Source organism: Rhizobium sp. Root1334, from assembly GCF_001426665.1.
Taxonomy (GTDB): Bacteria; Pseudomonadota; Alphaproteobacteria; order Rhizobiales; family Rhizobiaceae; genus Pararhizobium.
This window is the reverse complement of sequence record NZ_LMEY01000002.1, coordinates 188,339-206,696: the sequence shown is the minus strand read 5'-3', so window position 1 is coordinate 206,696 and position 18,358 is coordinate 188,339. Positions and strand designations below refer to the sequence as shown.

The 18,358-nt window shown below is 58.6% G+C and carries 14 protein-coding genes; 12 read left to right on the top strand and 2 right to left on the bottom strand.

Annotated features, from left to right (window positions below; genetic code table 11):
* The first annotated feature begins 45 nt into the window (after positions 1–45).
* From ASD36_RS08500 to ASD36_RS08490, 3 genes are read left to right on the top strand one after another with little or no spacing between them, the layout of a single operon-like run.
* The gene (locus ASD36_RS08500) at positions 46–2,703 is read left to right on the top strand and encodes a nitrate reductase (protein WP_060509945.1); all 2,658 of its coding nucleotides are present in this window, start codon (positions 46–48) and stop codon (positions 2,701–2,703) included.
* A complete protein-coding gene (gene cysG, locus ASD36_RS08495) occupies positions 2,675–4,189 on the top strand; it encodes a siroheme synthase CysG (RefSeq protein ID WP_060509891.1) in 1,515 nt (504 codons plus the stop codon). The genes ASD36_RS08500 and cysG overlap by 29 nt, the downstream gene beginning before the upstream one ends.
* Positions 4,186–4,506, top strand: coding sequence for a hypothetical protein (locus ASD36_RS08490; protein ID WP_060509889.1), 321 nt, complete (start codon positions 4,186–4,188; stop codon positions 4,504–4,506). Before cysG ends, ASD36_RS08490 begins: the two co-directional genes overlap by 4 nt.
* 131 nt (positions 4,507–4,637) lie before the next feature.
* Here the strand turns inward: ASD36_RS08490 and ASD36_RS08485 are convergent, their stop codons facing one another.
* Positions 4,638–5,345: a transcriptional regulator NanR gene (locus ASD36_RS08485; protein ID WP_060509887.1), complete on the bottom strand. Its 708-nt coding sequence runs from the start codon at positions 5,343–5,345 to the stop codon at positions 4,638–4,640.
* Positions 5,346–5,553: 208 nt separating this feature from the next.
* Here ASD36_RS08485 and oiaX point away from each other — a divergent pair, with 208 nt between their 5' ends.
* Positions 5,554–6,810, top strand: a complete 1,257-nt coding sequence (gene oiaX, locus ASD36_RS08480; protein ID WP_060509885.1) for a 3-oxo-isoapionate-4-phosphate decarboxylase OiaX — start codon at positions 5,554–5,556, stop codon at positions 6,808–6,810.
* A 5-nt stretch (positions 6,811–6,815) separates the two neighbouring features.
* The gene (locus ASD36_RS08475; protein WP_060509883.1) at positions 6,816–8,159 is read left to right on the top strand and encodes a four-carbon acid sugar kinase family protein; all 1,344 of its coding nucleotides are present in this window, start codon (positions 6,816–6,818) and stop codon (positions 8,157–8,159) included.
* Between the two features lie 13 nt (positions 8,160–8,172).
* On the opposite strand, the gene ASD36_RS08470 is transcribed toward ASD36_RS08475, so the two are convergent.
* Positions 8,173–9,177, bottom strand: coding sequence for an HD-GYP domain-containing protein (locus tag ASD36_RS08470; RefSeq protein ID WP_060509881.1), 1,005 nt, complete (start codon positions 9,175–9,177; stop codon positions 8,173–8,175).
* 344 nt (positions 9,178–9,521) lie between these two features.
* On the opposite strand from ASD36_RS08470, the gene ASD36_RS08465 reads away from it, so the two are divergent.
* The 7 genes from ASD36_RS08465 to ASD36_RS08435 all read left to right on the top strand — a co-directional run bounded on the left by ASD36_RS08465 (position 9,522) and on the right by ASD36_RS08435 (position 18,358).
* A complete protein-coding gene (locus tag ASD36_RS08465) occupies positions 9,522–10,904 on the top strand; it encodes a transposase (RefSeq protein WP_060509879.1) in 1,383 nt (460 codons plus the stop codon).
* Positions 10,905–11,110: 206 nt separating this feature from the next.
* A complete protein-coding gene (locus ASD36_RS08460) occupies positions 11,111–12,880 on the top strand; it encodes an FAD-dependent oxidoreductase (protein WP_082562710.1) in 1,770 nt (589 codons plus the stop codon).
* Positions 12,881–13,076: 196 nt separating this feature from the next.
* On the top strand, positions 13,077–13,517 hold the full coding sequence (locus ASD36_RS08455) for a hypothetical protein (protein ID WP_060509942.1): 441 nt from the start codon (positions 13,077–13,079) through the stop codon (positions 13,515–13,517).
* Between the two features lie 206 nt (positions 13,518–13,723).
* A complete protein-coding gene (locus tag ASD36_RS08450; protein WP_060509875.1) occupies positions 13,724–14,887 on the top strand; it encodes a polysaccharide biosynthesis/export family protein in 1,164 nt (387 codons plus the stop codon).
* 901 nt (positions 14,888–15,788) lie between these two features.
* Positions 15,789–16,616, top strand: a complete 828-nt coding sequence (locus tag ASD36_RS08445) for a phosphogluconate dehydrogenase C-terminal domain-containing protein (protein ID WP_060509873.1) — start codon at positions 15,789–15,791, stop codon at positions 16,614–16,616.
* A gap of 81 nt (positions 16,617–16,697) precedes the next feature.
* On the top strand, positions 16,698–17,639 hold the full coding sequence (locus ASD36_RS08440; protein ID WP_060509872.1) for a D-ribose ABC transporter substrate-binding protein: 942 nt from the start codon (positions 16,698–16,700) through the stop codon (positions 17,637–17,639).
* A 74-nt stretch (positions 17,640–17,713) separates the two neighbouring features.
* Positions 17,714–18,358: a DUF2291 family protein gene (locus ASD36_RS08435; RefSeq protein ID WP_060509869.1), complete on the top strand. Its 645-nt coding sequence runs from the start codon at positions 17,714–17,716 to the stop codon at positions 18,356–18,358.

Sequence of the window (18,358 nt, the reverse complement as noted above, 5' to 3'; positions counted from 1 at the left end):
GGGTAACCCACCCCTTTCTCGGACAATATGGATGGGCTTTGCGCGATGCCCACTGAAACCAAAACCACCTGCCCCTATTGCGGCGTCGGCTGCGGTGTTATCGCCACGATCGACGATAATGGCGCCGTCAGCGTCAAGGGCGACCCCGATCATCCTGCAAACTTCGGCCGTCTGTGTTCCAAGGGCTCGGCTCTTTCGGAAACCATCGATCTCGACGGCCGAATTCTTCATCCGCACATTGGTGGAGAACGCGCAAGTTGGGATCAAGCGCTCGACCTCGTCGCCTCCCGTTTTTCCCAAGCTATCGCTGAACATGGTCCTGACTCCGTCGCCTTCTACGTCTCAGGCCAGTTGCTAACGGAGGACTACTACGTCGCCAACAAGCTGATGAAAGGCTTTATCGGCTCGGCCAATATCGATACCAATTCGCGGCTTTGCATGTCCTCTTCCGTTGCCGGGCACAAACGCGCCTTCGGCAGTGATACCGTGCCGGGTATTTATGCAGACATCGAGCTTGCCGATCTGGTCATCCTGACCGGCTCCAACCTCGCCTGGTGCCATCCCGTCATCTATCAGCGGCTCGCCGCTGCCAAGGCAGCCCGGCCCAGCATGAAAGTCGTCGTCATCGACCCGCGACGCACCATGACGGCCGACATTGCCGACTTGCACCTGGCGATCCGGCCGGATGGCGACGTGGCGCTGTTCATGGGCCTTCTTGCCCACCTCGCAGGCACTGCCGCGATAGACCAGAACTATATCGCCACACACACGGCCGGATTTGCCGAAGCCTTTGCCAGCGCATCGGCCCTTGGCATAACCGACCTGATGGAACTGACAGGCCTGCCTTCCATGCAGTTGCGACAGTTCTTTCGGCTTTATGAGGAAACCGGTAAAGTCGTCACCTGCTACAGCCAGGGGGTCAACCAGTCCGCCTCCGGTACGGATAAGGTCAACGCCATCATCAACTGCCATCTGGCAACCGGCCGGATCGGTCGGCCAGGTATGGGTCCCTTCTCGCTGACCGGCCAGCCAAACGCAATGGGCGGGCGCGAGGTCGGTGGTCTCGCCAACATGCTCGCTGCCCATATGGCGATCGAAAGCCCGCAAGACTGCGACCGGGTCCAGCGTTTTTGGCAATCGCCCGATATCGCCCGAAAACCAGGGCTTAAGGCCGTCGATATGTTTCGTGCGGTGGCAGACGGCCAGATCAAGGCCCTGTGGATCATGGCGACCAATCCAGTTGTCTCCATGCCCGATGCGGACGCCGTGGCCGCTGCGATCGCGGCCTGTCCCTTCGTTGTGGTGTCGGACGTCCTTCGGAAAACCGACACGACGCAATATGCCCACGTTCTCTTGCCCTCGCTTGGCTGGGGCGAGAAGGACGGGACGGTCACCAATTCCGAGCGCCGCATTTCCCGCCAGCGCGCCTTTCTCAGCCAACCCGGCGAAGCGAAGGCAGACTGGTGGCAGATGGCGGAAGTCGCACGCCGCATGGGGTTTACCGGCGCCTTTTCCTTTCCCGCCACAGCCGATGTCTTTGCCGAACATGCGGCCCTCTCGGCTTTCGACAACGGCGGCAGCCGCGATTTCGATATCGGCACATACGGCCAGATCAGCGCCGCCGATTACAATGGGTTGGAACCGTTTCAATGGCCCCAGCCTGAAGGCGCGCAGACACGGACCACCCGCTTCTTCGCCGATGGCGGCTTCTACCATGCCGATCGCAAGGCACGTTTCATTGCCGTCAGCGCTCCCGCATCGGACCGGACCAATGTGGACTTCCCGCTGACGCTCAATACGGGGCGCATCCGCGACCAATGGCACACGATGACGCGGACGGGTAAAAGCGCCCGCCTTTCAGCCCACATCGCCGAGCCCTTTGCCGAAATCCACCCGCGCGACGCGATGGACATCGGTGTCGCCAGCGCAGCTCTCGTCGAGATCGAGAGCGTTTACGGCAAGGCCGTGGTACGCGCGCTCGTCACAGACCGGCAGGCGCGCGGCAGTCTGTTCGTGCCGATGCACTGGAACGGCCAGTTCGCCGCCAAAGCCCGTATCGACGCGGTCGTCGCGCCGCTGACCGACGCAATCTCCGGGCAACCGGCCTCCAAAAACGTTGCTGTCAGAGCCCGGCCGCTCACGGTGGAAAGCTACGGCTTTGCGGTCTCCTTCACCAAACCTGAAAACCTCGACACCGTTTACTGGGCTCTGGCCAAGGCCGAGGGGGGCTGGCGCCTGGAACTTGCCTTTGATGCTGCACCCAAAAACTGGGCCAATTGGTGCCGTTTGCATTTCGGCATTCCCAACCATATCGAACCACTCGGTTATGCGGATCCGCAATCCGGCGACCTGCGCCTCGCCTTCTTTCATGGCGGCCAGTTGCTCGCAGCCTTCTTTCTCGCCCCCCAACCGGTCGCCGTTGCCCGCACCTGGGCGATCGAACAATTGACTATCCGGCATACTGAACTTGCAAAACGCTTCGCGGTTATCGCTGGACGCCCGGGCGCCGGGCGCATGGATCCGGGCGCCACCGTCTGCTCCTGCTTCGGCGTTGGGGTCAACCAGATCGTCGCGGCGGTGCGCGGTGGTTGCCGAAGCATCGAGACTGTCGGCAGGGAATTGAATGCCGGAACCAACTGCGGCTCATGCCGCGCAGAAATCAGGGGGATCATCGATGGATGTCTTGCAGCTGCTGCCGAATGAAACGGCCTCTCGTGCCGCTCCTGCCCGCATGGCACCTCTCGCCGCGCTGCCGGTCTTCTGGTCGCTTTCAGGAAAACGCGCTGTTGTTGCCGGTGGAACGGACGCCGCCGCCTGGAAAGCGGAATTGCTGGCCGCCTGCGGCGCCGAGGTGCATGTCTATGCCAAAGACCTGAGCGAAACCTTTTCCAATCTCCTGCATGAAGGACCACAATCCGGGGAAGGCTGCTTCGTCCATCATCCCCATGACTGGCATGCCGGGTCCTTCGAACATGCAGCCCTCTCCATCGCAGACTGCGCTGACGACGAGGCAGCAGCAGCTTTCTTCGCCGCCGCGAAGAAAGCCGGCGTTCCCGCCAACGTCATTGACAAACCTCGATATTGCCAAATCCAGTTCGGATCGATCGTCAACCGCTCGCCTGTTGTCGTGGCGATCTCCACCGGCGGGGCGGCCCCCATCCTCGCCCAGGCGATCCGCCGGCGGATCGAGACACTGTTGCCACAATCGCTGAAGTCATGGGGCGCATTGGCGCATTCCATTCGGGATCAGATCAATGCGACAATAGGAACTGCGGCCGCACGCCGCGCCTTCTGGGAGGCTTTCGTCGATCGTGCTTTTGGCGGGGATCCCAAAGCCGGCACCAAGGCAGATCTGCTCGCCGATGCCGGATGCATCCTTGCGGCGGGGCAATCCTCATCCGTTGGCCGCGTGACGCTCGTCGGCGCAGGTCCGGGCGATGCCGGGCTGTTGACGCTGAAAGCCGTGCGCGCCTTGCAGGCCGCCGATGTCATTCTCTTCGATGACCTGGTTTCCGATGAGGTTCTGGAGCTTGCCCGCCGCGAAGCTAAGCGCATGCTGGTCGGCAAGCGCGGCGGCCGCACTAGCTGCAAACAGGAAGACATCAACGCGACGATGGTCCAGCTTGCAAAGGCCGGGAAACATGTGGTGCGATTGAAATCGGGCGATCCGATGATTTTTGGCCGCGCTGGAGAGGAAATCGCCTGCCTGCAACAACAGGGCATACAGGTCGATACTGTGCCTGGCATCACCTCCGCCAGCGCCATGGCTGCGCGTCTTGGCGTATCGCTTACGCATCGCGATCACGCTCATGCCGTCCGCTTCATCACTGGTCACTCGCGGCAGGGGTCACTGCCTGCGGACATCGACTGGCACGATCTCGCACAGTCTCGGACCACGACGATCTTCTACATGGGTGGCCGCACCGCAGGCCAGATCCGCACGCGCCTGCTGGAAGCCGGAATGGATGCTGACATGCCTGTCGCAATCGTCAGTGCAGTGACCCGCAGCAACGAGGCGCGATGGATCGGATGCTTGGACGACCTGGCGTGCGCTGTTGCCAGGATCGGCGTGGACAACCCGATCCTGATCGGCGTTGGCCATGTTTTTTCGCAAACGGCATACGCAGCAAAGACGACGGCCGTGCCGCAACGATCGGTGAGTTTCCAACCCGTGAGGGCGAGCATATGATCCCGCTGGATATCGTTGCCCCCCTCTTGCTGAGCCTGGCCATTGCCCTGAGCTGGCAAGGGTTTCGCCCGATCTTTGCAGTCTCGACCGACGAAGCTGTTCTGCGCTCTCCGGCGACCATGCTGGCAAGTTCGATCTGGCTTGGATCTCTCGGCCTCGCCTTCAGTGCCGGATCGATCGGGGCCGGGGGATTGGTCGTGTCGCTTGGTCTTTTTCTGTCCGTTCTTCTTCAAAAATCGTCAGTCCGCGCACCGGCTAAGGTGTCGTTGGCTTTGGCTACCGTATTTCTCGTGTCCCATCTTTGCATCAGGGTGTGAACGAGACGGGCTGGATTATGGATTGCATCAGTTGCCGCGTTCCTGGCGCGGCGGTTGGCCGGACTGGTCACTCGCAACAGAGTTCGCCGGATTGTGCCAACGACCTTGAGCACGCTCAACGGCCTTGGCGATCACTTCGCAGCGTAAAGTGCGCGCGACCGCTCCAGATGCTTCAGTACCGCCTGCTCAGCAGCATCGGGGTCACCGGCTTCCAGACAGGTGATGATCTCTTCGTGTTCGGCCAGGGTGAATTTTTCCTTGCCGGTCCAGATCAGCATCTCGGTATGGTACTCCTTCAGCCAGGCAAGCATCGCCTCGCTGACGGCAATATAGATCGGGTTGCGTGAAATCCGCGCAATCCGCGTGTGGAACTCCATGTCAGCGGCGATGAAGGCTTCGGCGTCGCCAAGAGACGCATGCTGCCGCTCAAGGACTTCGCGCAAGGCAGCGATATCCTTGGCATCGCTTTTCAGGGCGGCCTCGCGCGCCATACCGCGCTCGAAGAAGATGCGGGCACTCTTTAGGTGTTCCAGCGTATCGGAGGATTTGGCCAGCATGATCTTCGCGGTCATGTCCATCTGGCGGAAGATCGATTGCGCCGTCAGCTCCAGCACCTTGGCGCGTTCGCCATGAGAGATGACCACCAGCCCCATGCCGGCCAGCGCCTGCATCGCCTCGCGGATCGCCGGCCGGCCGACGCCGAAACGTTCCATCAGTTCGCGCTCTGACGGCATCTCGTCGCCGGGCTGAAGCTCGCCGGAGGTGATCATCGCCTTCAGCCGCGCAAAGACTTCGTCGGACAGTTTGCGGCGAACGATCTGTTCGTTCTGGTGGCCCATAGTATCTCGCTGGTTTGCATTCGCCATCGTTATGCACCGCTCTTGTTGGGAAAGAAATCCACGCGCCTGTTTGTAAGCACTACAGTCCACATTGATTGACGCGTATGCAAGCTTCCTCTTGCTTAATTGATATACTCATTATACCAGTTGCCAAAAGCGCACCAGCTGAAACTGGACGGGATTTGTTATACAGGGAGGCTTTTGCACGATCATGATTGTCGTCACCTACAGAATCGAAACGCCGGGCAGCGTCGAGGCCATGGCGGATAAGATCGCCAGCGATCAATCGACGGGAACCTTCGTACCCGTGCCCGGCGAGACGCCGGAGTTGAAGGCCCGTGTCGCAGCCCGTGTCCTTGCCATCCGTCCCCTTGCCGACGCCGCCACCGCGAGCTGGCCAGAGGCTGAAGCAGGCCACGGCGCGATCCACCGCGCCGATGTCGATATTGCCTTTCCGCTCGATGCCATTGGCACCGATCTTTCCGCTCTAATGACCATTGCGGTCGGCGGCATCTTCTCGATCCGCGGCATGACCGGGCTGCGCGTCGTCGATCTGAAACTGCCCCAGGAATATAGATCCGCCTATCCAGGCCCGCAATTCGGCCTGACCGGCAGCCGCAAGCTTACCGGTGTCTATAACCGGCCGATTATAGGCACCATCGTCAAGCCGGCGCTAGGCTTGCGTCCTCATGAAACGGCTGAGCTTGTCGGTGAGCTGATCGGTTCCGGCGTCGATTTCATCAAGGACGATGAGAAGCTGATGAGCCCGGCCTATTCGCCGCTTAGCGAACGCGTCGCAGCAATCATGCCGAAAATTCTCGATCACGAGCAAAAGACCGGCAAGAAGGTGATGTACGCGTTCGGTATCTCGGCGACCGACCCCGACGAGATGATGCGCAACCACGACCTTGTTCTGGAAGCCGGCGGCAATTGTGCCGTCGTCAATATCAACTCCATTGGCATGGGGGGCATGGCGTTCCTGCGCAAGCGCTCCGGTCTCGTTCTGCACGCCCATCGCAACGGCTGGGACGTGCTGACCCGCCATCCCGGTATCGGCTTTGATTTTAAGGTCTGGCAACAGTTCTGGCGGCTCCTCGGTGTCGATCAATTCCAGATCAATGGGATCGGCGTCAAATATTGGGAACCGGACGACAGTTTCGTCGAAAGCTTCAAGGCTGTCACCACGCCGCTGTTCGATCAATCCGACTGCGCCCTTCCTGTTGCCGGCTCCGGACAATGGGGCGGACAGGCGCCGGAAACCTATCGACGGACGGGACGGACCACCGATCTGCTTTATCTATGTGGCGGTGGCATCGTCAGCCATCCGAATGGACCGGCGGCAGGTGTGCGCGCCGTGCAGCAAGCTTGGCAGGCGGCCGTGGCCGATATTCCGCTTGAGACCTACGCCAAGGATCATCCGGAACTTGCCGCTTCCATCCAGAAATTCGGCAGTGCAAGCGAGTAGGCATCATGACCGCACAACTCAATCCGCTCCTCTCCTATTACGGCGACGACCTGACAGGCTCAACCGATGTCATGGAGGCGCTGGCCTCCAATGGCGTCGATACCGTCCTATTCATGGATGTGCCGGATGAAACCCTTCGAAGACGCTTCGGTCACTGCCGCGCCATCGGCCTTGCCGGCACCAGCCGCAGCGAAACGCCGGACTGGATGGATGAAAACCTGACACCGGCCTTCCGGTGGTTGAAAAGCCTTGACGCCGGTATCTGCCACTACAAGGTCTGCTCGACCTTCGATTCCAGCCCAGAGATCGGCAACATCGGCAAGGCCGTCGAAATCGGCAGGACGATGTTCGGGCAGCCTTATGTCCCCATTCTTGTCGGCGCGCCGCAGCTGAAGCGCTACACGGCCTTTGGCCATCTCTTCGCCGCCTATCAGGGCGAGGTCTACCGCATTGACCGACACCCCGTCATGAGCCGCCATCCGGTAACACCGATGACCGAGGCTGACCTGCGACTGCATCTGAGCGCACAAACGACCCTGAACATCAGACTGGCAGATCTGTCCATGCTTGCCGCTGCTGATGCGGAGAACCGGATCGATGATCTTTGCCGCGATGCGAACGGCATGGTTCTCTTTGATGTCGACAGCCCTGAGAGCCAGTCCCAAGCCGGCCACCAGCTCTTACGCCTGCGCCGCGGCGGCGGGTGGTTTGTCGCCGGTTCTTCCGGCGTCGAATATGCGCTACTGACGGCCTGGCGTGCGGCCGGCCTGACGGAAGGCATGAAGAGCTTCCCTCTGCCCGGCAAAGCGGACCGTATCGCGGTCGTTTCCGGTAGCGTTTCGCCGACCACCGAACGGCAGATCCGCCATGCGACCGAAAACGGTTTTTCCGGTATTGATCTCGACCCGCTGGAACTGCTCGGCGAAAATGGCAATGCCGCGCTGGAACAGGCCGTTGCAGCTGGCCTTAGCAGCCTCAAGCGCGGCGAGAGCGTCATCCTCAACACAGCGCTCGGTCCATCCGCCGATCGCGGTGGCGATATCGATCGCATCCCGGGCAGCCGCCACCGTCTCGGCCGCCAGCTCGGGACGATCCTGCGCCGCCTGGTCGAGGAACAGCAACTGACCCGCGCCGTCATCGCTGGCGGGGATACGTCGAGCCATGCGCTTCGGGAGTTGTATGTGCAGGCGCTGACCACGCTGCTGCCATTGCCACAAACCCCGGGATCGCCATTGTGCACGGCCCACGGCGCTTATGCAGCGACCAATGGTCTGCAGATTGCGCTCAAGGGCGGTCAGGTCGGATCAGACGGTTACTTCGCGCAGATCCGCGACGGCCTCCAAGGGTAAAAATGCCGAGGCCCTACTGAACCGCTCGAGCCCCGTTGCGGCGGTCTTTCGGCGGCACGGGTGAAAACGACGCACGCAGACTGGCATTGAACTGCGTCAGCAGATGCCGGTCAAAATGGCCTTCCGATTTCAGCATCATCCTCAGTGTTTCGGCAGGTGTCCATGCGCGTTTGTAGGGTCGCGCCGAGGTCATCGCATCATAGACATCGCAAATAGCCGCTATCCGCGCGGACGGGCTGAGCTGCTTATCCGATAGACCGAAGGGATAGCCCTTACCGTCAATCCGCTCATGGTGGTGGAGGCAAACATCCAGCACGGTTTGCGGCATGTCGGCCTGGCGCGACAGCAATTCGTAGCCACGAACCGGGTGGGTGCGGATCTGCGCCATTTCCTCGTCGGTCAGTGCACCCTTCTTCGACAGCAGCGCATCAGGCATGACCATTTTGCCGATATCGTGCAGCAGACCGCTGACGCCAAGAACCCGTACGGCCTGCTCATCGAATTTGAGGAAGCGCGCGAAATGTACCATCAGCGCGCTGACGGCAAGCGAATGCAGGAACGTATATTCATCCTTGGTCTTGAGGCGGGTAATGCCAATCAGCGCTGCCGGATTGCTCTCCATCGATTTGGCGATCTGTTCCACAGCGCGATCGGCGGGCTCGAATGTGGCCGTGCCACTCAGTCTTACGTTGGCAAACAGCGTGTCGAGAAGCGGCCTTGTTTGCTCGATCGTCTGCAGCGCTTCCTTGATCTCGGTCTGGGTAAACGCCCGGGAAAGGCTGGACGACGATGTCTCGCTCTGTCGCGCCTCCGGCTGGGCCGGACCGGAACCCACATCCACTCCCCTGCGGATATCGATAACAAGACTGATGATGTTGCTGGCTCTGACCTTCGCCGCCGCCGCTTCATCCTTCAAGAGAAAGCTGCGCACAGGTGCCGCCTCGTCCCGCAAGGGATCCTCGATATCGGTGATAAACATCCCCACCCGGACTTGGTGCCGCTTGATACGCTTGAGCATTTCACCGCCCCTCCTCAATCATCACACGCACTCAACGGAGTGACACCAGTAAACCGTCGATTTCCGAGTATAAATGTTGATCTTTCACCCAAGATAAACGAAGGCGTCTCGTTTTCCCTCAGAAACACTATCTGCACCGCTACTCTCCCAAAGCGTGATCTTTGGGTAGAACCATTTAATCGGCGTTAAAGCCCAGCCCTCAGCTTTTCGAATTAATCAAAACCTAAGCTCGACTTTGTACAAAATCGGCCGTGATTTCGGGCTCTGCGGAGCGGCTCGGGTGAATCAATTCGCCGCAGTTTGCATCCCTTGCGTCAGCGGCTCTATCGGATTCCAACCGATGGATGAGCAAATCTCCTGATCGTAGAAATAACCTGGGCGACGCGGTTCCTCACATCCTTCGCCAATGGCTTTCGCCCTTTCGTGTCTGGTTTACCGCGCCGAGTTGGGACCATCTTCTGGTCCTCGTGATGGGTGCGATCCTTTCTCCCGGCAAGCGAACCGTGACGGCCTGTTTGCGGATCACCGGTCGAGCAGAGGCCAGCAATTTTGCGGCCTATCATCAACTCCTCAACCGCGCCCGCTGGAACCCCCGCCTGTTGTCGGCACGGCTGCTGTCCGTCATCGTTGAACGGCTCGTGCCCGACGGCCCCGTCGTGATCGGCATGGACGATACGATCGAACGACGCTGGGGCCAACGTATCGCCGCACGTGGAATCTATCGTGATCCGGTGCGCTCCAGTCATGGTCACTTCGTCAAGGCCAGCGGTTTGAGATGGTTGAGCTTCATGGTTCTGTCACCAGTCCCATGGGCCAGATGCATAAAAGCCCGGCCGGTGCTGACGATCCTGTGCCCCTCCGAGCGCCATGATCATAAGAAGGGCCGCAGACACAAGTTGCTGACTGATTGGGCAAGGCAAGGCATCTTACAGCTTTGCCGCTGGCTGCCGAAGCGCGAGATCATATTTGTCGGAGACAGCAGCTTTGCCGTTCATACATTGGCGGCAGCGCTTCCTGCCACGGCCACTCTCATCACGCGGCTGCGCCTGGATGCCAGTCTTTTTGCTCCACCGGATCAACGGAATGACCATACGCTCGGGCGGCCCGCGCAAAAAGGCAGGCCACTGCCGAAACTGAAAACGCTTCTCAAGGACCCAAAGACCGAGTGGCAAAGGATTGTTGCATCCTCCTGGTACGGCAGGCAGACCGGCAAATCCCATGATGTCACGTCAGGAACAGGCCTCTGGTATCGACGTGGAACACCGCCGCGTCCCATTCGCTGGGTTATCGTCAAAGATCCGTCAGGCCGTCGTGAACCCCAGGCGTTCATGAGTACCAACGTCAATCTTGAGCCCGCTCAGATCATTTCCTATTTCGTTCGACGCTGGCAAATCGAGGTCACCTTCGCCAAAACGCGCGCACATCTTGGCGTGGAAACCCAACGGCAGTGGAACGACAAAGCCATTATGCGCACGACACCATCGCTGCTGGGGCTCTACAGTCTCGTGACACTCTGGGCATGCGATCTGCTCGGCGAAGGCGCTCGTCCCTATACCGCCGCGTGGTACAAGAAAACGGACTTCACATTCTCCGATGCCATCGGCGCCGTGCGCGGCACTTTGTGGGATCAGAACATTTATCGACACTATCCGCCAGACCCGGACATTCCCAAAATCCAAACACAACGCCTCAGGCGCATGACGCAGGCGCTTTGCTTTGCCGCATAATGTACAAAGTCGAGCTGAGAGAAAATGAACTTGCTTGTTCTCGCGAGCTTCCATTCGCATTGCCGGGGCGGCACCACCAAAGCGCCAAGCATCGCTAGCGGGATCCAGCTCTGTTGAGCGGCAAATGCTTTAGAGACGTCGCCGACGTCTGCGGCTTCGTCACGTGAAAGTGGAGCAGAGCACACCTCCACGGCCAACAGAAGAATATGATCTGTGGGCTTGCATCAGTTCGTCGAGCTCGGCCGAGCGTCGGTCCAAAGACAATCGTTTGCGCCTTGCAAGCCCAGTTGAACCGTGTTGGATTTCGAACTCGCGTGCGATTCTTGGGCAGTTTGAAGGTGCTTTTGCTCGCGTTTAGATTTTGGGAGATTTGGTTTTTGCGCGATTTTCGACGGATATTTTTCGGCCGGTCCCGGGCCATTCTCTTGGGCGCGGCATTTGTTTGCTTTGGCTTCGGGCAGGCTCACGCACTGTGCAATGCTTCAAGCGTGCTCGTATATGGCGGGACACCGGGTGGCATAATGGCTGCAATACAAGCGGCAACGATGAAAAAGAAGGTCACCCTGCTCGAACCAACTGCCCATGTTGGTGGGATGATGTCGAACGGCCTTACGAAAACTGACGCCTCTCCCAGAACGAATGTCTATGGCGGACTGGTCGCCGCCTTTCTCAGGCAGGCGCGCAATCACTATCGAAGTGTTGATCCGGTACGAATATATTTTGAATCTCATTGGGCGGAACAGACATTCAAAACGGGGTTATCTCGGGCAGGCGTGGATGTTCGGTATGGCCAACGCATCATCACAGTGACGCGCTCCGGGCGACAAATCAAACGCGTGCGCATGACGACTGGCGAAGAATATTGCGCCGATATTTTTATAGATGCGAGCTATGAGGGTGACCTGATGGCGAGGTCGGGCGTCTCGACCATTATCGGCCGGGAAAGCAGTAGCAAGTATGGAGAGACTGCTGCAGGGGTGCAGCGGATCAACTATCCTACGGTCGGCCCGAACGACATCGAAATTAAGGTTGACCCTTATGTCAAACAAGGCGATCCGCGAAGCGGCCTCTTGCCGGGCGTTATTGACACCGGGCAACTGGCAATTGGGTCCGCCGACAAAAGCCTGATGGCGTTTAATTATCGTTTCTGTATCACCCGGACAGGTCAGAAGGTGCCGTTCACCAAACCGCAAAACTATGATCCATTGCGCTATGAAACGACTGCGCGGTTTCTTCGTGCCGCTCAAAACGCTGGCGTCAAAATCTCTGCAAGCCATTTTACCGGTGGGGGAGTCACTGTGAATGGCCAACAGGATGTCAACTCTACACCGTATTTCTCCACCAATGTATGGCACATCGGCTACAGCTATGTCGTGGGAAATGAAGCGAGACGCAACGCCATAAGGAACATGGTACGTGACCATATTCTCGGCCTTATGTGGTTCGCAACAACGGACCCGCGCGTCCCAACTCACGTGAGGGAATTTACTGCCCAGTATGGCCTTTGTGCAAACGAATTCACGGACAACGGCAATTTTCCGCGGCAAATATATGTTCGGCAGGCGCGCCGGCTGTTAGGGCAGCTGGTTCTGACACAAAACGATTTGCAGAATAAAACCCGGTTCCCGGATTCCATTGGTTTGGGTTATTATCCCATGGATGAGCATGGTATGATCCGGACCGTCAAAGCCGGCTACATCGCCGACGAAAGCCGCGAAAGCATCAGCGTCGGCCCCTATCAGATACCTTACCGCGCCATGCTCCCGAAGCAGACCCAGGTGACCAACCTCATTGTACCGATCGCATTATCAACCAGTCACGCCGCCTATACATCGGTCCGGGTTGAACCAACCTACATGGTTCTTGGCCAAGCTGCTGGGGCAGCGGCCGCACTTGCGACCAATGGCGATGCCTCCGGTGTGAATATAGTGAAATTAAGGAAAACCCTTGCCGCCGCCGGGCAGATCATGGAGTAGCCCACCCAGACGCGCCATCGATCGGTGGGCCCAATAATCGCGAAATTTTAAAGTGGCTCGCAAACGCGTTTTCTATTCACCTCGTCCCCGGGGAAGTGGAAGCGACAATTCAATCGTGATTGGACTTTATCCATAGTAGGAGCCAGGGTACGAGGATTGTAACTGCGGAGCATCAATCGTCTCAATGGAGGCCGAAATGAAGCACCACGAATTCAATCGACTGCAGACTCTCGCTAAGATCAACCAAGGTTACCCGCATCAAGAAATCATGCCTCGCGCCGAACGCCTTCGACGCTGGGTGGAACTTCTCGACCGGGATCCGCACCGCGTCCTCTCGACACTACAACAAACTGAATATCAACCAGCCGCGGTCCGCGCGCTCTTGCGCAGCGACAACTCGGCTATCTCCGTCGCCTACGACGATCCGGTTCTTCGGGCAGCCGGGATGGAAAACGACACCTATGGTGAGGCACGGCGATTTTTCGAGCTGCCCGACCGGCATTTGCACAGAATTGTCTGCAATTGCCATTTCGGCGCGACTGTAAGCTCTGGAGCGACTGCCTGCTACCTGCGGGCAAAACATGTGGACAGGAAAGAAGGCTTCTGGGCTCGTTTGCGCGCGGTGATCGCTGGGTAACTCGACGCCATAACCTTCGACGCCCGATCCGGAGTGCGTCGAGGAATGGGTTGAAGTGCCTGCGGATAATAAGAACTTGAAGCTCCGTCCAAACAAAAATCAAAAACGTTTGGAGCGGTTGGCATTGCTTAAACTATTTGTCATAAGTCTCATCCAAATCGAACGGCTAGCTCTGGATTGATGAGCAGTCGGTGAAAGTTGGGTGAATGCCAACTGTTGTGAGATTCCTGTTTCTAGCCGCCGCGGCGTCGTCAGTTCTGGTTTTATCGTCCTGTAGCGGGCTTCCTGGTTACGGCCTCAGTGAAGGGACAATCCAATCGGGTGAAAAAGCGGCTGTAACCCCCTATAAACTTGTTCCGGTCACACCTGCAGTTGCCGATCTGCTGTCGCGAGAACAAGAAAAGCCCTTGTCGGCTGCATTCGGCGCAGCCCACCGACAGAGCGCGTCGCGCATTGGCGTCGGGGATGCCGTCAGTGTGACCATCTGGGAAGCCTCGAAGGAAGGGCTCTTCTCGACCGGTACCCAAAGTTCAACTCAAATCCCGCCGCAAGTTGTTACCGAAAGTGGAACCATTTCGGTCCCCTTTGCTGGGCATGTGGCGGTGGTGGGCCAAAGCCCCGATGCTGTAAAACTGACCATTGAAAAAGCTTTGGCCAGAATGGCCGTGCAGCCCCAGGCGCTTGTCAGCGTTGTGAAAAACAACTCCAACGCAGTAACGGTGACCGGGGAAGTTGCGGCAAGCGGCCGCATTCCGCTCGCACCAGGTGGAAATCGTCTGCTTGGTGTTATTGCGGATGCCGGAGGTCCACGGGTTGAATCGCATCAATTGGCGGTGCAGATCACGCGAGGCAGCAGGTCTGAAACCATCCCAATGGAACAACTAATTTCTGATCCTCGCGAGAACGTTTACGTTCAGCCCAACGATGTGATCACGCTTATTCGACAACCTCGGAGCTTCACCGTATTCGGGGCGGCTATGGCCAATGCCTCCGTGCAATTCGATGAGACGCAGTTGTACCTGAACCAAGGCCTGGCTAAAGTAGGTGGCCTGAACGATGATAAAGCAAACGCCAGAGCGGTGTTTATTTATCGTCGAGAATCCGCCGCAATCGTTCGGGCGTTCGCCCCGAGCGCAGGTCCAGTGCAAGCTGACGGAACCGTCAACGTCATCTACCAAGTGGATTTGAAAGGTCCCAACGGTTTCTTCATATTGAAGAGCTTCAAGATTAGGAACCGCGATCTGATCTACGTTGCCAACTCGTCGCTCGCTGAAATTCGCAAATTTTCTTCGCTTGTGGCCACGACCGTCGCGCCTGTATCCCAAGGCGCGTCGTTTGCGAACACCGTGAATACCATGTCAGTGAGGTAACTCGGCCAGGGTAATCTTTAGCGCCCGGCATAAACTCTCCCATCCAACGGGATCCTCGACGTGATCCCGGTGGACAATCCCCAGGACAGGTTTCGAACTCCGACTGGACGGAGCAGTTTCCACGCTTCATGACGGCAATCCGAACGAGCTTTTGAAAAAACAGTCGAGGTTGACCATCCGCGTTCACGAGTGCTCAACAACCTGGTCATTCACGGCCGGATTGTAGAATAGCGCAAGGGGCCGGCTTCGCGTGAACCGTTCTGCTGTCGCCATAAAGCAAGTCTTCGTCTCATCATTCGGAGCAATATCGTTTCGCGTCGCGGCAAACAGTTCCAGCCACTTTGGCAGAGACCTGGCGTGATCTGCCCGAAGCCGTGGTCGCCTGGACAGGCTCGTGCGCCGTATGAGCCGTATGAGCCGTATGAGCCGTAGCGAAACACAACGGCGGACCAGAAATTTTTGCTCTTCTGCAGGTGCTCCGGCAAGTGCCCGCAAAGTCTCGCGTCAAAACCTGTCGCGAAAGCTGAAGTTCAAAGGGTGCAATCCGCACGCCGGTCGTTTGAGAAGTCGAACAATATCTCGCTTTAACTTCCGATACCAAGCGAGCAAGTCATCGTGCCCTGACCGTTTCGGAGCGATGTGCATCCGCCACTTGGTGAGAGTCAGATCAACGGCTTGACCGGTGCGAGCGCCAATACCACCGACGATCCTCCAGCGATACACCTCCTCTCACCATCGTCCGAAACGCCGCGGGAAACCTCTGCGGCATTTTTTGGGTCAGGCCGGTTCCTCAGGGCCAAGCCAGATTAGTGCACAAACTTCACCTCACCATGTGAGATACTGATTGACTCATTATACCAGTTGACGTAAACAATGGCGAAACTAACGCAGGTGAGGAAACATGACTTCGATCGCACTCTTCGGTGCTGGCGGCAAAATGGGCTACCGGCTTGCCAAGAACCTCAAGGGCTCACGTTTTGACGTACGCCATGTGGAAGTAAGCGACGCCGGCAAGGCACGCCTTCAAAATGACCTTGGTCTGTCTTGCGTCGATGTCGATGCGGCGCTCGCAGGCGCTGACGTGGTCATTCTCGCCGTGCCCGACACGGCCATCGGCAAGGTTGCAGCCGGCATCTCGGACAAGCTGAAACCCGGCACCATGGTTGTGGCGCTTGATGCGGCCGCTCCGTTTGCGGGTCATTTTCCCGAGCGTGCAGACCTCACCTACTTTGTCACCCATCCTTGCCATCCGCCGATCTTCAACGACGAGACGGATATGCAAGCCAAGAAGGACCATTTTGGCGGCCTGTTTGCCAAGCAGCACATCGTCTCTGCCCTAATGCAGGGTCCGGAAGAGGCCTATGGTCTCGGCGAAGAGATCGCCAAGACCATCTGGGCACCGGTCATGCGCTCGCACCGCGTCACTGTCGATCAGATGGCGATGCTGGAACCGGGACTGTCGGAAACCGTTGCCGCCTCGCTGCTCGTCGTCATGAAGCAGGCGATGGATGAGTGCGTGAAGCGCGGCGTGCCGGAAGAAGCTGCCCGCGACTTCCTGCTCGGCCATCTCAACGTGCTCGGCGCCGTCATTTTCGGCGAAGTCCAGGGCGTGTTTTCCGATGCCTGCAACAAGGCCATCGAGTTCGGCATCCCAGCACTGATGCGCGACGACTGGAAAAAAGTCTTCGAGCCCGAGGAGATCGCCGAAAGCATCCGGCGCATCACCTGATCAAGATAGGGCCTTTGCCTTATGACATTGCGGCTCCGCCGGGAACGGGGCCGCATCCTTAACTTAACCGGGAGGAACCACATGAAACTGACACGCAGACTGACGCTTGCCGCCTTCGCCGGCGCCCTTTCACTGGGCGTTGCCATGCCGGCATTCGCTGCCGATCTTATCGCCATTATCACCCCATCGCATGACAACCCCTTCTTCAAGGCGGAAGCCGTCGGCGCTGAGGCAAAAGCCAAGGAACTTGGCTACGAAACCCTCGTTCTCGTCCATGACGATGACGCCAACAAGCAGAGCCAGCTGATCGACACTGCCATTGGCCGCGGCGCCAAGGCAATCATTCTTGACAATGCGGGCTCGGAAGCCTCGATCGCAGCTGTCCAGAAGGCCAAGGATGCAGGCGTCCCCTCCTTCCTGATCGACCGCGAAATCAACGCCACCGGCGTTGCCGTCTCGCAGATCGTCTCCAACAACTACCAGGGTGCGCAGCTTGGCGCCGAAGAGTTCGTCAAGCTGATGGGCGAGAAGGGCAATTACGTCGAGCTTCTCGGCCGCGAAGCCGATCTCAATGCCGGGATTCGTTCCAAGGGCTATCACGACATCATCGACGAATATCCTGAGCTGAAGATGGTTGCCCAGCAGTCGGCAAACTGGAGCCAGACGGAAGGTTACTCCAAGATGGAGACCATCCTGCAGGCCAATCCCGACATCAAGGGCGTGATCTCCGGCAACGATACGATGGCCATGGGCGCGATCGCAGCCCTCCAGGCTGCCGGCCGCAAGGACGTCATCGTCGTCGGCTTCGACGGTTCCAACGACGTGCGCGACTCGATCACTGCGGGCGGCATCAAGGCAACCGTGTTGCAGCCAGCCTATGCTCAGGCCCAAATGGCTGTCGAACAGGCTGACACCTACATCAAGACCGGCAAGGGTCCGGCGGAAGAAAAGCAGCTGATGGATTGCGTGCTGATCAACGCGGACAACGCCGCCAAGCTCGAAACCTTCGCGCTCAAGGACTAATCCTCCTGAAGGATGCGCGCAGGGCAGATACACTCTGCCCTGCGCGTTTTTTGCCATTTGACGGAGTGACTTTTATGCCGAATTTCCGGGCTGCCGCCGCCATCCCGCTGGCCATCGTTCTGGCCCTCAGCGGCTGCAAGATCATCAAGACCCCGACAGCCGAAGAGGCTGCCGAAGCTGCAAGCGGTGGTTTCAATCCCGCTCGCCAGGTCGCCCAAATCTGGGACAGCAAGGTCATCCCGTTTCTTGAAACACGTGCAGGCTCATTCCAAGAAGTTAATGCCCTGTCCAAATCCGATCTTGACGCCGCCGCTGCAAAATACGGCCACAAGGAGAAGGAGGGCAGCGCGCCCTGGACCTTCGCGGCAAAAGTCTCCGGCACGATCATCAAAGCCGAGACCGCCTCGCGCGCCGCCTATCTTGACACCGATGTCGATGGCGACGGCAAGGCCGATGTGCGCATCCAGATTGGCCCGGTCATCAAAGGTACGGCGATCCGCGACAGTCTCGACTTCGTCAGTTTCAACGACTTCAAGAACCAGATCCAGTGGGCCGAATTCGGCAAGGCCTTCAATGTCCATGTCAACGGCCTGACGCTCGAAAAGCTGCCACGCGACGGCCTTGAAGGCAAAAAGGTCGAGGCGCTCGGCGCTTACCCGCTGCCATCCAGCGGCCAGCCGGCACTGTTGACGCCCGCCACCATTACGATCGGCGGCTGA

Coding starts and splice junctions, on each gene's coding strand:
- ASD36_RS08500 (WP_060509945.1), top strand. CDS start 46: ATGCCCACTGAAACCAAAACCACCTGCCCCTATTGCGGCGTCGGCTGC.
- cysG (WP_060509891.1), top strand. CDS start 2,675: ATGGATGTCTTGCAGCTGCTGCCGAATGAAACGGCCTCTCGTGCCGCT.
- ASD36_RS08490 (WP_060509889.1), top strand. CDS start 4,186: ATGATCCCGCTGGATATCGTTGCCCCCCTCTTGCTGAGCCTGGCCATT.
- ASD36_RS08485 (WP_060509887.1), bottom strand. CDS start 5,345: ATGGGCCACCAGAACGAACAGATCGTTCGCCGCAAACTGTCCGACGAA.
- ASD36_RS08475 (WP_060509883.1), top strand. CDS start 6,816: ATGACCGCACAACTCAATCCGCTCCTCTCCTATTACGGCGACGACCTG.
- ASD36_RS08470 (WP_060509881.1), bottom strand. CDS start 9,177: ATGCTCAAGCGTATCAAGCGGCACCAAGTCCGGGTGGGGATGTTTATC.
- ASD36_RS08465 (WP_060509879.1), top strand. CDS start 9,522: ATGAGCAAATCTCCTGATCGTAGAAATAACCTGGGCGACGCGGTTCCT.
- ASD36_RS08460 (WP_082562710.1), top strand. CDS start 11,111: ATGATCTGTGGGCTTGCATCAGTTCGTCGAGCTCGGCCGAGCGTCGGT.
- ASD36_RS08455 (WP_060509942.1), top strand. CDS start 13,077: ATGAAGCACCACGAATTCAATCGACTGCAGACTCTCGCTAAGATCAAC.
- ASD36_RS08450 (WP_060509875.1), top strand. CDS start 13,724: ATGCCAACTGTTGTGAGATTCCTGTTTCTAGCCGCCGCGGCGTCGTCA.
- ASD36_RS08445 (WP_060509873.1), top strand. CDS start 15,789: ATGACTTCGATCGCACTCTTCGGTGCTGGCGGCAAAATGGGCTACCGG.
- ASD36_RS08440 (WP_060509872.1), top strand. CDS start 16,698: ATGAAACTGACACGCAGACTGACGCTTGCCGCCTTCGCCGGCGCCCTT.
- ASD36_RS08435 (WP_060509869.1), top strand. CDS start 17,714: ATGCCGAATTTCCGGGCTGCCGCCGCCATCCCGCTGGCCATCGTTCTG.